Below are 13,900 nucleotides of genomic sequence, written 5' to 3'. Positions count from 1 at the left end.
CGACAACTGAAGTCCTGAATGATGTCCGATCCACGATCCAGGCAGTCCGAGACTGTCATTGAATGCCGAGCCATCCGCAAAGTCTTTCCTGGCGTCGTCGCACTCGACGATGTGTCGCTGGCGATCACGCGCGGCGAGGTGCATGCGCTTCTCGGCCAGAACGGCGCCGGCAAATCGACGCTGGTCAAGATCCTGACGGGCGTCTACCAGCAGGACGGCGGCGAGGTCCGGATCGGCGGCGAGGCAGTTCGCCTGCGCGATACGCGGGACGCCGAGGCACGTGGTGTCGCCATCGTCCACCAGGACCAGCAGCTCGTTCCCCAGTTCGACGTCGCCAACAACATACTGCTCGGCAGCGAGATGACCGGCGCGCTTGGGCTGCTCGACCGCGGCGCCATGCGCGAACGCGTCGATGCGGCGCTGAAACGCATCGATGCCGGATTTTCCGCCGATACGCTTGTGCGCGATCTTTCCATCGCCGAGCGGGCGCAGGTGGCGATCGCCGCGGCGCTGATGCGCAACCCGACGGCGCTGATACTCGACGAGCCGACCGCGTCGCTGAGCGATCATGAGGCCGAGCATCTTTTCGGAATCGTCCGCGGCTTGCGCGACCAGGGCGTCACCGTCATCTATATCTCCCACTATCTCGATGAAGTCCTGAGCCTTGTCGACCGCATCAGCGTGTTGCGCGATGGCAAGCTGATCGGCACGCTGCCGGTCGACGGCGTCTCTCGCGCCGATGTCGTCAAGATGATCGTCGGCCGCGACATTGCCCAGCTCTATCCGAAGGAAGTGGTGCCGATCGGCCAGCCGCTGCTCGAGGTGCGCGATCTTGCGCATGGACACAAGCTCAACGGGGTCGACCTCACTGTGCGGCGCGGCGAGATCCTCGGCATTGCCGGCCTCGTCGGCGCCGGCCGCTCGGAACTGGCGCTGACACTGGTCGGCGCGTTAAAACGGCGGCAGGGGAGCGTTACCATCGACGGACGGGCCTCCGACCCGGCAACGCCGCGCGACGCCAAGAATGACGGTTTCTCGCTGATCCCCGAGGATCGTCGGCACGAGGGTCTCGTCATAGACATGACGGTGCGCGAGAACCTGTCACTACCGAACATTTCCCGCTGGGCGCGCTTTGGCCTGTTCAATCCGGTCGCCGAAGCCAATGCCGCGCGTGAGTTGGTCGAGCGGCTGAAGATCCAGCCGGCCTCGATCAGGCCGCTGACCCGCAACCTCTCCGGCGGCAACCAGCAGAAGGTCGTCGTGGGCCGCTGGCTCACCGGCAATTCGCAGGTCTTTCTCTTCGACGAACCGACCACCGGCGTCGATGTCGGTTCGAAGATCGAGATCTACCGGCAGATGGTCGAGCTGGCGCGCCAAGGGGCCGCGATCATCTTCATCTCCTCGGATTTCGAGGAAATCTCCGCCATGTGCGACCGCACCGTCGTCATGGCAAAGGGCAAAATTGTCAAAACTTTCGAGGACCAATGCGAGGCGACGCCCGAGGCGCTGCTCAACTGGGCTTCGGCCACCGGTCAGGAAGAGGATGTGGCCGGAACAAGCGCTGTCCCCGCGGACACAGGCCGTGTCGAGCGACTTCTGTCGCGCTGGGGCACAGCGCTTGGCATGGTCGTGACCATCGCCGTCATCGCGCTGCTTGCACCGCATTTCCTTGGCATCGGCAATATCTTCGACGTGCTGAAGCAGGGCAGCGTGCTTGCTTTCATCGCGCTCGGGCTGACGGTGGTGTTGATTGCCGGCGGCTTCGATATGTCGGCCGGCGCCACCAGTCAGTTCGCCGCCAATCTCGCCGCGGGCACGCTGCTTGCCGGGCAGGGAACGCTCGCCGCCATTCTCTTCGGCGGCGGCCTCGGCCTGGCGATCGGCACGGTGAATGCCGGCCTCGTGCTGCTTCTCCGCATGCCGCCCTTCGTCGCCACCCTCGGCATGATGTTCGTCGCCATGGGCGGGACGCTGCTTTACAATGGCGGGCAGGCGCTGACGCTCTCCGGCCCGCCCGAATTCTTCTTCCTCGGCCAGGGCTATGTCGGGCCGGTTCCCTTCGTCTTCATCCTCTTGGTGATCGTCACAGCGCTGCTGCACGTCGTATTAAAGCGCACACGGCTAGGGCTTCGCATGTACGCCGTCGGCCTGAATCCGGTCGCGGCCAACCTGCGCGGCGTGACGAAGCCCGCCTATGCCTTTGCCTCGTTTGCCATCGGCGGGCTGATTCTGGGTCTCGCCGGCGTCATCCTGTCGGCCTATAGCTACGGCGCCTCGGCACTGGCAACCGGCGTCGATTTCCTCATCTCGGCGCTCGCCGCCGCCTTCCTCGGCAGCACGCTGACCAAGGCGGGCGAGCTCGATGTCGTCGGCACGGTGATCGCCGCCATCTTCCTCGCCTCGCTGTCGAACGGCCTGATCCTCATCGGTGTCTCCAGCCAGGCGCTGCCGGGCGTGCAGGGCCTCATCCTGATCCTGTCGATTGCGCTTGGCGTCTTCCGCCGCCGCGCCATCGGCCAGGTGCTGATCTTCTAGGGAGCGCCCGATGCAAACCTCGTCCACCTCCCCGCACCCAGCCTTGTCGGCGACCCTCGTCGATATGCTGCGCACCTATGGCCCGGCAATCGGCATGCTCGGCGTGCTCGTCGTCTTCGCCATCCTCAAGCCGGTTTTCCTGAGCCCCGCCAACATCGCCAATGTCATGCACCAAAGCGTGGTGCTGATCGTCATTTCCTTCGGACTGGCCGTGGTGATGTCGATGCGAGGCGTCGATCTCTCCGTCGCCCAGATCGCCGACGGAGCGGGGCTGATCGCTGCGATCCTCGTGCTGAACGGTCAGCCGCTCTGGCTGGTCATCGCCGCGCCGCTCGCCTTCGGTGTCGGCATCGGCCTCGTCAACGGCCTCATCGCAGCCTATGTCGGCGTACCGGCGGTGATCGGCACGCTTGGCATGATGTTCATCATCCGCTCGGGCGAGTTGATGATGACCAATGGCGCCGAGCCGCAGATCCTCTTCTCCTTGCCGCGTGGACTGACGCGCGCCTTCTTCTTCATCGGCCAGGGCAAGATATTCGGCATCTCGGCCTTGGTCCTGCTCGGCATCCTCATCTTCATGATCATGCTGGCGGTGATGACCTTCACGCCCTTTGCCCGGCGCGCGAAGGCAGTCGGCGGCAATGCGCGCGCGGCGATGCTCGCCGGCATCGACATCCGCGCGGTGTTTGCCGGCGGCTTCGTCATCGCCGGCCTGCTTTCGGCGGTGGCCGGCGTGGCGCTTGTCTCGCGCACGGGCATTGCCGTGCCGCGCGGTGCCGAGCCCTACCTGCTTGACGCCTTTGCCGCCGTCTATCTCGGCACGTTGCTGTCGCGAAGGGCGGAAATCACCATTCCGGGCGTGCTTGTCGGTGGGCTGTTCATCACTTTCCTCGGCAACGGCCTGACCCTGCTCGGCCTGGGCGCGCCGTTCCGCTACGGCCTCAACGGGGCCTTCATCCTGCTCGCTATGGCTATCGGCGCGCTGAAACGCCCACACTAGGAGAACGAAGATGTCCCTGATCATCGATGCGCACAACCACCTCGGCGACCGGCCCGGCGCCGTACAGACCGGCGCCGAGCTCGTCGCCAAGCTCGACCTGGCGGGCGTCGCCAAGGGCGTCGTCTTTCCCTTCGTCGAGGGCAATTTCACCAATGATTTTGTCAAGGATGCCTATGAACAGTTTCCGGACCGGCTGATCCCCTATTGCGCCGTCAATCCATGGGAGCGCGATGCCGCCGACATCGTTCGCCGCTGCATTTCCGATTGGGGCTTCAAGGGTCTGAAGCTGCATCCGACGATAAACGGCTATCATCTGGCCGATCCGGAACTTGTCGACCCGTTGTTCAAGGTGGCGGAAGAGCTCGACTTCCCCATCATCGTGCATGGGGCGAGCGACCTCTACAACAGCCCGCCGGAATTCGCCATCATGGCCAGGCGCTTCCCGACAGTGTCGCTGATGATGGCGCATATGGGCTTCTTCTGGTCGGTCGACCAGGCGATCAGTTTTGCCGGTGAATTCGACAATCTCTATCTCGAGACCTCGCGAGCGCCGATTTTCGAGATCCAGACGGCGGTAAAGCGTATCGGCCCGCACAAGGTCATCTGGGGCACGGATTCGCCCTTTGTCGACTACGAGTTCGAGTTCCAGAAGATGCGCCGGGCGACCGATGACGAGGAAGGCTACCGGCAGATCGTCGGCGGCAACATCGCGCGGCTCTTGAAGCTGTAGCCATTGCCTTTCGCCGCGTCCGCGATTGCGTGGCGCGGCGCATATGTTAGAGGATCGCCACCGCGCCTGGGCGCGCGGACAAGACCGGGTGAGACAGCGTGTCAGGATATATTGAGCGGGCCGATCCGGCCGGGGAACATCGACTGGAGTTGGCGGCACGTGCCGCCTGGCTCTACTACTTCAAGAGCCGGACGCAGGAGCAGATCGCCACCGAACTCAACGTCTCACGCCAGATCGTGCAGCGGCTGATCGCGCTTGCCAATTCCGAGCGGCTGATCCGCTTCGAGCTCGTCCACCCGATGGCGAAATGCATCGAGCTGGCCGATCGCCTCCGCGACCGTTTCGGTCTGGTCTATTGCGACGTCTGTCTGAGCGAACGCGACAGTGTTGAGGACATCCCTTCCGTCGCGACGCAAGCGACCTTCTACCTCGAGAAGGTCCTCGACCAGGTCGCGCCGCTGACGATCGGGCTCGGCAGCGGCGGCGCGATGCGCGAGGTCGCCCGCCGCCTGCCGCCGATGGAGCGGCCGCAACACCGCTGCGTCTCGCTGATGGGCAACCTGACGCGCGACGGCCGCGCCACCCACTACGACGTCTGCACGCGGCTTGCCGAACGGCTGAACGCGCAATGCTATCCCTTCCCTGTCCCGGTCGTCACCTATACGGAGGCCGAGCGCGAGCTACTGCAGACCCAGCCCGGCCACCGCGTCCTTGATGCGCTGGTGGCGGAGGCGTCGCTCCTCGTCATGGGCATCGGCTATTGGGGGCCGGAGGCGACGCTCTACAAGGACGGTTTCATCACCGCCGCCGAACTGGGACAGGCAATGGCGGCCGGCGCAGTCGGCGAGCTGCTCGGCTGCGCGATTTCGGCCGAAGGCGTCATCGTCAATGCCGACTATCACAACCGGCTCACGTCCTTCATCCGCACGCGGCCGGCCGACCGGCCGACGACCATCGTCGCCTCGGGTGTCCACCGTGCGCCGGCGATCCGCGCCGCCTTGCACGGTCGCCTCGCCAATGCGCTGATCACCGACGAGAACACGGCGAAGCTGGTACTCGGCATGGATTGAGGCGGTCGCCGCCACCTTGCCCGTGGTCGAAGCGTTCTCTCGCCATCAGGACCGGGCGTTTTCAGGGACTGCGCGCTTGCTTATCACAGGTCTTGTGATCAAGGATGCGGGTAGAACAACTACTACACTGTCCGCTCATTTCGAGAAATCCGACGACAAGCACATGACAACAGCCATTCTGCCCGCGGCCCGCCCGAGAACCCATATTGCTGTGCTGCTGGTGCTGGGGCTGACGCATCTGTTGAACGACTTGATGCAGTCCTTGATCCCTGCGGCCTATCCGATCCTGAAGGACGTCTATGCGTTGAATTTCGTACAGATCGGTATGATCACCCTGACCTTTCAGATCGCCGGGTCGCTGTTGCAGCCGGTGATCGGTATGGTGACCGATCGTCATCCTGCACCGTATTCGCCGGTGGTCGGGATGATGTTCACTCTGTCAGGACTGGTGAGTCTGGCCTTTGCGACCAGCTATCCGGCCATTCTCGTTTCTGTCGCCTTGATCGGGATCGGCTCGTCGATCTTCCACCCCGAGGCAACACGGATGGCGCGTTATGCCGCCGGCGGCCGACAAGGGCTGGCGCAAGGCATCTTCCAGGTCGGTGGCCAGGCTGGAGGTGCACTTGGCCCGGTTTTCGCGGCACTGATAATCGTACCCTGGGGGCAGCCGAGCCTCGCCTGGTTCGCCGTTGCCGCCCTTTCAGCCATGATGCTGCTGGTCTGGATCGGCAGCAAACAGCGGCTGATCAGCGCCGAGTTCGTGGCGATGCGCTCGAGAGACAAGAAGGATGGCGGCGGGCACGTCGGGCATACCTCGCTCACAATCGGTGTGGGCCTCGTTGTGCTGACGTTGCTGATGTTTTCGAAGAATGCTTATGGCGAGAGCTTCCGGTCCTTCTACACCTTCTTCCTGATGGATAAGTTCGGCCTCTCGATCCCCTCTGCTCAGATGATGCTGTTCGTCTTCCTGCTGGCTTCGGCAGCAGGTGCGTTGATTGGCGGGATTGTGGGAGATCGCATCGGGCGCTACCGCATCATCTGGATATCGGTGCTCGGGCCACTGCCGCTGACACTGATCCTGCCCTATGCCGATCTGTTCTGGACGGGTGTGCTGACAGTGCTGATCAATCTGATCATGGCCAGTGCCTTTGCCTCTATCCTGATCTATGCGATGGACCTTTTGCCCAATCGCATCGGCCTGATCGGAGGACTGTTTTACGGCTTGAACTTCGGTCTTGGCGGTATCGCGGCGGCGATTCTGGGTGGTCTTGCTGACAGTTATGGCGTCGAAGCTGTCTACCGGCTCTGCTCCTTCCTCCCGCTGGCCGGGCTGCTGGCCTGGTTCCTGCCCCGAATCGATGAAGGGCAAGAAAAATGATGCGGCCGCTGAGGTTGACGCGTGGAGTGGTCGCGTGTTTCAGCGGTTCACCCGAGGGGCGACAGGCGGGTGAGCGTGTCGGCGCGCCGATCGCTGTGCAGCAGATGCAGGCAATGCTGCTTGAGGCGTACAAAATCCGCCGACGCCATGATGTCCGTTCCGCGCGGCCTTTCGAAGGGCACGCGGATCTCTTCATGGATGCGGCCGGGTTGGGCCTTCATGACGATGATGCGGTCCGCGAGCAGTAGCGCCTCGTCGATGTCATGGGTAACGAAGACGATCGTCTTGCGGAACTGTTCCCAGATGTCGAGCAGCAGTTCCTGCATGCGCAGCCGCGTCAGGGCGTCCAGCGCGCCGAAGGGCTCGTCCATCAGCAGCAGCCGCGGCTTGTTGACGAGCACGCGGGCGATCTCCACGCGCTGCTGCATGCCGCCCGAGAGCTGGCGCGGATAGCGGTCGAAAAACCCGTCGAGGCCGACGAGTTCGAGGATGCGCTCGGCTTCGCGCCGCCGCTCGCCGCGCGCCACGCCCCGCATCTTGAGACCGAAGGCGACATTGTCGCGGGCGCTCTTCCATGGGAAGAGCGTATGATGCTGGAAGACGATGCCCCGCTCGGGACCAGGCCCTTTCACGACGTCCCCGTCCACGGCCAGCGTCCCGGCAGCGGGCGCGATATGGCCCGCGAGCGCACCGAGCAGGGTCGACTTGCCGCAACCCGAGGGGCCGAGCAGGCAGACGAATTCGCCGGGCGAGACCTCGAAGCTCACATCGCTGACCGCCTCGAAGGCGCTGCTGCCGTGGCCGAGGCGGATCGAAACGTTCCGCGCCTTGATGCGACCCGTCAATGCGTGAAGGTTGGGGTCGTGGCTGTTCATCATCGGCCCTCCTTTGCATGCCAGGGAAGAAGCGCTGTGCCCGCCACCCGCAGAAGCGCGCTGCTTCCCATGCCGAGCAGGCCGATCAGGATCATGCCGACGATGATTTCGGGATAGTTCTGCAAGGTATAGGACTCCCAGGTATAATAGCCGATGCCGAATTGGCCGGAGATCATCTCCGCGGTGACGAGGCAGAACCAGGACGTGCCCATGCCGATGACGAGGCCGGTGACGATGTTCGGCGCCGCTCCCGGAAGGATCACTTCTAAGAGCATCGCCGTTCGCGTGCTGCCGAGGCTGCGCGCCGAGGCGATCAGTCGTGGATCGACGTTCTCCACGCCGTGAACGGTGTTGATGAGGATGGGAAACAGCGCGCCCGTGAAGGTGATGAAGATCATCGACCATTCGGACGAAGGGAACATCAGTACGGCGAGCGGAATCCAAGCAACGGCCGGGATCGGGCGCAGGAGTTCGAGTGGCGCCTGGAGAAAGTCCGCGAGCCACCGCGACCGGCCGATAACGAGGCCGAGCGCGACACCGGCGACGGCCGCGATGCCATAGCCCGCCAGGACCCTCCGAAGGCTGCTGGCGAGGTGATCGTAGAGCCGCGGCGAGCGCAGGAAATCCAATGCCGCCGCGGCGACGTCCACGGGTGGCGGCACGTTCCGGAAGGTGACGATACCGAGATCGAGCCTCAGGACCGATGCCATCTGCCAGGCGATAAGGCAGATGGCGAGGGACCCTGCTCGGCGCATCCAGCGCCCGGCGGGATGTGCGTTCATGGCCGACCTCAGTTGCTGGCCACGATGGATGCCTTGACGGCACCGAAGTCGAGAACGCTACCGCCATTGGCCTTGGCCCAGGCTTCAGCCCTTTCCTTCAGCAGGAAGGCCTCGACCTTGCCGCCGTCGGCATGCACGAACCAGGCCTGGGCGCCAAGAAGCTTGATGCCGCTTTCGCGATCCTGCGTATAAAATACGCGAACGGGCGTGCCTTCGGCCTCGAGCACCTTGAGAGACTTGAGCGCGTTTTCAGCGGAAGCGAAGTTGCGGACCAACGGCTCGCCCTCCACCCAGATCTGCGCGACACGGGTTCCATCGCTGATCGCCTCGCCAGTCGCAGCGTCCTTCGCTTCGAGCGGAAGCTGGGTATAGTTCTCCAGCGCGGCCTCGTAGTCGAGACCCGAGGCCTTGAAGGCTTCGCGGATGAAGCGGTCGTCGACGAAGGTGCTGACGTCGAGCGAGCGATCTGTTTTTTTCAGAAGCTTGAGCGTGTCGATCGCCGTCGCGACGGCCTGGCGGTATTCGGGTTTCCAGGTGAGGTCGCGCGTCTGCAGGCCGAGCGGGCCGTGGAAGAGGTAATCGACCTCCGCCTCGACGCCGCTGACCTTGGCGATCAGCTCGCTGTATTTCTCCGGTTCCCTGGCGATCAGCTGATCGGCCTCGATCGCGGCGCGAAGGTAGGCGACCACGATCTCGGGATATTTTTCCGCATAGTCCGCGTCGACGAGCGCGCCATGGAAGGTCGGCGTCTTCGACTGCGATCCGTCATAGATCTTGCGAGCGATGCCGCGCCAGGGGAAGAGCTCGGCGAAAGGCACGAAATCCGCATGCGCCTCGATCTGGCCCGCCTTCGGTGCCGCCCCGGCGACTTCCGGCGCCTGGGTGATGATCTTGACGTCGTTTTCCGCATCCCAGCCCTCGGCTTTGACGGCGCGCAGCAGCATGCCGTGCGAGGTGGAGGCGAAGGGCACGGAGATCGTCTTGCCCTTGAGTTCGGCAAGCGATTGGATCTCGGAGCCGGCCGGCACGACGATGCCGTTGCCGCTGCCGCCGACGCTGCCGGAAAGCGGCGTGATGAACAGGCTTTTGCGGCCGGCGTTGATATGGGCGAGGCCGTTAAACGCGCCGGGGAAGTCGGCCATTACGCCGAAATCCAGCTTGCCGGCGATCTGCTCGTTGGTGATCGGCGCGCCGCTGGTGAAGTTCTTCCACTGGATGTCGTAGTCGGCGCCTTGATACTTGCCGTCCCGCGGCAGGTATTTTTCGAGGAGCTTGAGCTCCCGGATCAGCAGGCCGCCCGTGGCGGTGTTGATCGTCGTATCCTGTGTGCCGATCGCGACACGGATGGTTTCGGCATCGGCCGTCGAAACGAAGCCGAGGGTTGCGAGCGTGATCGCAGCCAGGTGGGCGCGCAAAGTCATGGTCATACCTCTTGATGGGCCCCCGAAGGGCGCTGAGCCTCTTGACCCCAGCGGCGATCGCCGAGCTGCTGTCGTCGAAATTTATGGAATGGCGGGCCCAAAGGCATAAGCAATTACTTGCGCGCGGCGGAGCGACCGGGCTGCGAGGCGCCGGGCGCGCGGCAAGCTGGTTATCGCCAAAAAGATCGAAATAGTCGTTTGTTATCATCTACTTATAGAAAGGCATCCGAAAAGACCCCACACGACAATCTTCCAAGCTCACTCCCGAAGTCGCAATTATTTTTCTTCTTAATTGGTAGAATAAGTATAATTTTAAAAGTGATTAGGTGTGAAGGAGACCGATGTGAGCCTCGACGTCCGCGTGACCGCCAACCTGGAGGTGCGCCCGAAACAGAACCCCGTCCTCGACCTGCCCGCCCCCGTCATCCTTCCCGGCGACCAGGCGCTCTTCCTCAGCGAAAGCGTCGAGGGTCTGGATGAAGGCGCACATTTTCTCGACGCCCTTAGGCCGGAGGAATGGGAAAAGCTGAAGGCGCATGGCCGCCAGCTTTCCTTCAAGACGGGCGAACCGATCTTCACCCAGGGCGACAGGCACGGCGGCATCTTTATCATAGAGGCCGGCGAAGTGCGGGTGTTCTATACGGCACCCTCGGGGCGCGAGATCACGCTTGCCTACTGGACGAAGGGCCATTTCATCGGCGGTCCGGAAATGACCGGCGGCGGTGTCCATATCTGGTCCGGCGAAGCGCTGAGCGGCTGCCGCATCCTCTTCCTTCCCGCGCCGGCGCTGAAGAAACTGGTCGTCGACCTGCCGAATTTCGCCCTCTGTCTGCTGCAGGGGCTGGCGGCGAAGGGGCGATGTTATTCCGCCATGGCGCAGATGCTCGGCACCCGCTCGGTCATCGAACGCCTGGCGCAGTTCCTCATCAATCTCGGCGATCTCCACGGCGTGCGCGACGGGCGCGCAATCATCATCAACGCCAAGGTCACCCATGACCAGATCGCGGCCATGGTCGGCTCGACGCGGCAATGGGTGACGATGATGATGAAGCGGTTCCAGAAGGATGGGCTCGTCACCGTGACGCCGCGCCACATCCGCATCGAGAGCCCGCATGCGCTGATGGAGATGGTCTCGAAGCGCGGCGCGTAGCCGCGCTTCGGGTGGAATTAACCGATCCGAGTCAACGCCCAGCGCACCGTCTTGCGCACGTCGGGGTCGGCATCGGAGGCATGGGCCGTCAGCGCATCACGTGTCGACGGATCGGCGATCTCGCCTAGCGCTGCGGCCGCCTCCTTGCGCAGCGAGGGCAAGTCGCTGGCCAGCAAGGCCGCAATCTCCTGGACCGCCGGCAGTGCCTTCAACCGGCCGAGTGCCGTGAGGCATTTTTGCCGGACCTGCCAATAGTCGTCCGCGAGCCCGACCGTCAGGTCGTCAATGGCCGAGGCATGGCCGATGCGGCCGAGCGATTCCGCAGCGGCGGCCCTTACCTGCCAGTTTTCATCGTCTAGCGCAGCGGCGACGGCAGTGGCTGCGGCGCCCTGGCTGGTGAAGGACAGGGCGTTGACCGCGACCGCCCGCACCGAAGCATCCGTGTCACGCGTCGCCGCGATCAGCGACGGCAGGGTCTCCTCCCGTTTGAGATAGGCGACGACGCCGAGCGCTTCCGCCCGCACCTTTGCGCTCGCATCCTTCATGGCGGCGAGTGCCGGACCGAGCGCCGCCGGCGCGCGAAGCCCCTTGAGGCCGCGAAAGGCGGACGCGCGGACGAAGGCGCTTTCGTGGGTGGCGAGCGGCAGGACGGCGGGCGCGGCGGCTGCGTCCTTCAACTCGGCGAGGCTGTCCGCCGCGGCGCGTGCCACCCCGTTATCCGCATCCGCCACGAGCGCGGCGAGCCCGGCGGCGGCATCGGCCGTGCCGAAATCCGAAAGCGCGATGGCCACCTGGAGGCGCACGCTCGCGTCGCTGTCGCCGGCCGCGGCGAGAAGATGCCGAAGGACATCCGGGCTGGCCGCTTCGGCAAGATCGATGACGGCGAGACGGCGGACGGCCGGATCGGCGTCGGCGAGGCGGAGGGCGATTTCCTCGGCATCGCCGAAATCCTCGAAGGGGTCGAAGACGCTCATGTCAGCGCAACAGGTAAGGGATGTTGACGGTGACAGCCCCGGTCGGGCAGTCGGTCTCGCAGGGCATGCAGTACCAGCACTCGTCGAATTTCATATAGGCCTTGCTGGTAAGATCGCTGATGCGCAGCACATCGAGCGGGCAGACGTCGACGCAGACGGTACAGCCCTTGTCAGCGATGCACTTCGCCTCGTCGACGACAACGGGCACGGCGGTGGGGGAAAGAGCAAGCGGCATGGTTTTTCTCGTCAGGCTTGGTTGGAAACGCGCAGACGTTCGTAGGCCGTCCGCTCTTCGGTTTCGATGGGCACGATGTAGGGCTGGATGGCGCGCTTCTCCGAGACCATGCGGCCATCGACCTTGCGAAGCAGTGTGTGGCAGAACCAGTTCTCGTCGTCCTTTTCAGGGTAATCGACGCGGTTGTGATAGAGTCCCCAGCGGCTTTCGGTACGGTACAGCGAGGCGTGGGCCGCCATGTCGGCGCAGTCGAGAATGGACGAGACCTCCAGCGCCCGCAGCAATTCATGGGCATTGCGCGCAACGAGCGCCATATCGAAATCCTCCCGCACCTCGGCGAGCCGGGCCTGGCCGATCTGCATGCGCGCCGTCACCTTGGGCGGCTGCAGATAGTCGTTGACGAGCCGCCGCGCCTTGTATTCGAGCTGGTTCGGTGGAATGCCGTCCGTCCGCCGCGTCGGGGCGAGGATCCGCTCGCGTTCCAGCCGCACGAAATCTGCGTCGTAGTCCGGCAGGTCGATCTCCTGCGCGACCTCGGCTGCATGTTCGCCTGCGACGGCGCCGTTGGTGAACGCCCCGAGCATGTAGTTGTGCGGCACGCTCGCCATGTCGCCGGCGGCGTAGAGGCCGGACACGGTCGTTCGCGCATACTCGTCGACGAAGACGCCCGAGGCGCTGTGGCCGGAGCAGAAGCCGATCTCGGAGATGTGCATTTCGATCATGCGCTCGCGATAATCGGTGCCGCGTGCCTCGTGGAACCGCCCGCGCGACGGGCGCTCGACCCTGTGCAGGATGTCCGCGATCTCGCCGACCGTATCGGGATGAAGGTGGTTGAGCTTGAGGAACACCGGCCCCTTGCCCGATTGCAGCTCGTTGTAGAACTCCTGCATCATCTGGCCGGACCAGCAATCACTCTCGATGAAGCGCTTGCCCTCCGCATTGGCCGTGTAGGCGCCGAAAGGGCCGGCGACATAGGCGCAGGCCGGGCCATTATAGTCCTTGATCAGCGGATTGATCTGGTAGCACTCCAGATTGGCGAGCGCCGCACCGGCATGATAGGCCATGGCGTAGCCGTCGCCGGAATTTGTCGGGTTCTCGTAGGTGCCGAAGAGATAGCCCGAATGCGGCAGCCCGAGCCGTCCCGCCGCGCCCATGCAGAGGATGACGGTTTTGGCGCGCAACACCAGGAATTCGGCCGTGCGGGTGTTGACCGCGACGGCGCCGGCGATGCGTCCGTCTTTCGCCGTCAGCAGGCGCGTCGCCATGATGCGGTTCGAGATGAGGATGCGCTCGCGCTTCAACTGTCGATAGAGCGCCTTCTTGACCGTCTCGCCATTCGGCATGGGCAGCACGTAGGTGCCGAGATGGTGAACCTTCTTGAGGTCAAAGTCGCCATTGGCGTCCTTCTGGAAGCGGATGCCGAAACGGTCGAGCTCCTGGATGATGTCGTAGCAGCGTGCGGCGTATTTGAAGACCGGAGCCTGGTCCACGATGCCATCGTTGGCGATGGTGATCTCCTTGGTGTACTGTTCCGGCGTCGCATAACCGGGCACGACGGCGTTGTTCAGTCCGTCCATTCCCATGGAAATCGCTCCGGAGCGTTTGACGTTGGCCTTCTCCAGAAGCACGACGTTCAGCGCCGGGTTCTTCTGCTTGGCCTTGAGGGCCGCCATCGGCCCGGCGGTTCCCCCGCCGATCACCAGCACGTCACAGGTGACTTCCGAAAGCCCGTCGACAAAATCGTCCATTC

The 13,900-nt window shown here is 63.9% G+C and carries 12 protein-coding genes; 6 read left to right on the top strand and 6 right to left on the bottom strand.

Annotated elements, in window-relative coordinates; genetic code table 11:
- Positions 1–21: 21 nt before the first annotated feature.
- The 5 genes from GGQ64_RS14355 to GGQ64_RS14335 all read left to right on the top strand — a co-directional run bounded on the left by GGQ64_RS14355 (position 22) and on the right by GGQ64_RS14335 (position 6,713).
- Positions 22–2,535 carry an ATP-binding cassette domain-containing protein gene (locus GGQ64_RS14355; RefSeq protein WP_183805375.1) on the top strand — a complete coding sequence of 838 codons (2,514 nt, stop codon included), beginning with the start codon at positions 22–24 and terminating at the stop codon, positions 2,533–2,535.
- Between the two features lie 10 nt (positions 2,536–2,545).
- Positions 2,546–3,535 (top strand): ABC transporter permease, encoded by a 990-nt coding sequence (locus GGQ64_RS14350; protein ID WP_183805367.1) that lies wholly within the window; start codon positions 2,546–2,548, stop codon positions 3,533–3,535.
- A 10-nt stretch (positions 3,536–3,545) separates the two neighbouring features.
- A complete protein-coding gene (locus tag GGQ64_RS14345) occupies positions 3,546–4,265 on the top strand; it encodes an amidohydrolase family protein (protein WP_183805365.1) in 720 nt (239 codons plus the stop codon).
- A 98-nt stretch (positions 4,266–4,363) separates the two neighbouring features.
- Positions 4,364–5,335, top strand: coding sequence for a sugar-binding domain-containing protein (locus tag GGQ64_RS14340; RefSeq protein ID WP_183805363.1), 972 nt, complete (start codon positions 4,364–4,366; stop codon positions 5,333–5,335).
- Positions 5,336–5,498: 163 nt separating this feature from the next.
- Complete coding sequence (locus tag GGQ64_RS14335; protein ID WP_183805361.1) at positions 5,499–6,713, top strand: MFS transporter; 1,215 nt, start codon at positions 5,499–5,501, stop codon at positions 6,711–6,713.
- Positions 6,714–6,760: 47 nt separating this feature from the next.
- Here the strand turns inward: GGQ64_RS14335 and GGQ64_RS14330 are convergent, their stop codons facing one another.
- The 3 genes from GGQ64_RS14330 to GGQ64_RS14320 are packed head-to-tail and all read right to left on the bottom strand — an operon-like array spanning position 6,761 to position 9,791.
- Entirely contained in the window at positions 6,761–7,588 is an 828-nt protein-coding gene (locus GGQ64_RS14330) for an ABC transporter ATP-binding protein (protein ID WP_183805358.1), read from the bottom strand.
- Complete coding sequence (locus GGQ64_RS14325) at positions 7,588–8,370, bottom strand: ABC transporter permease (RefSeq protein WP_183805356.1); 783 nt, start codon at positions 8,368–8,370, stop codon at positions 7,588–7,590. The genes GGQ64_RS14330 and GGQ64_RS14325 overlap by 1 nt, the downstream gene beginning before the upstream one ends.
- Positions 8,371–8,378: 8 nt before the next feature.
- Positions 8,379–9,791 carry an ABC transporter substrate-binding protein gene (locus GGQ64_RS14320; RefSeq protein ID WP_183805354.1) on the bottom strand — a complete coding sequence of 471 codons (1,413 nt, stop codon included), beginning with the start codon at positions 9,789–9,791 and terminating at the stop codon, positions 8,379–8,381.
- 343 nt (positions 9,792–10,134) lie between these two features.
- Between GGQ64_RS14320 and GGQ64_RS14315 the strand changes: the two genes are divergently transcribed.
- Positions 10,135–10,941, top strand: coding sequence for a Crp/Fnr family transcriptional regulator (locus tag GGQ64_RS14315; RefSeq protein ID WP_425488511.1), 807 nt, complete (start codon positions 10,135–10,137; stop codon positions 10,939–10,941).
- 17 nt (positions 10,942–10,958) lie between these two features.
- On the opposite strand, the gene GGQ64_RS14310 is transcribed toward GGQ64_RS14315, so the two are convergent.
- The 3 genes from GGQ64_RS14310 to GGQ64_RS14300 are packed head-to-tail and all read right to left on the bottom strand — an operon-like array spanning position 10,959 to position 13,898.
- Positions 10,959–11,915, bottom strand: a complete 957-nt coding sequence (locus tag GGQ64_RS14310) for a HEAT repeat domain-containing protein (protein ID WP_183805352.1) — start codon at positions 11,913–11,915, stop codon at positions 10,959–10,961.
- A 1-nt stretch (position 11,916) separates the two neighbouring features.
- The gene (locus tag GGQ64_RS14305; RefSeq protein WP_183805350.1) at positions 11,917–12,150 is read right to left on the bottom strand and encodes a 4Fe-4S dicluster domain-containing protein; all 234 of its coding nucleotides are present in this window, start codon (positions 12,148–12,150) and stop codon (positions 11,917–11,919) included.
- 11 nt (positions 12,151–12,161) lie between these two features.
- Positions 12,162–13,898 (bottom strand): fumarate reductase/succinate dehydrogenase flavoprotein subunit, encoded by a 1,737-nt coding sequence (locus GGQ64_RS14300; RefSeq protein ID WP_183805348.1) that lies wholly within the window; start codon positions 13,896–13,898, stop codon positions 12,162–12,164.
- Positions 13,899–13,900 lie beyond the last annotated feature (2 nt).

Origin of the sequence: Mycoplana azooxidifex (genome assembly GCF_014196765.1) — a bacterium.
In the GTDB taxonomy this organism is placed as follows: Bacteria; Pseudomonadota; Alphaproteobacteria; order Rhizobiales; family Rhizobiaceae; genus Mycoplana; species Mycoplana azooxidifex.
This window is presented reverse-complemented; position numbering and strand designations above follow the sequence as displayed.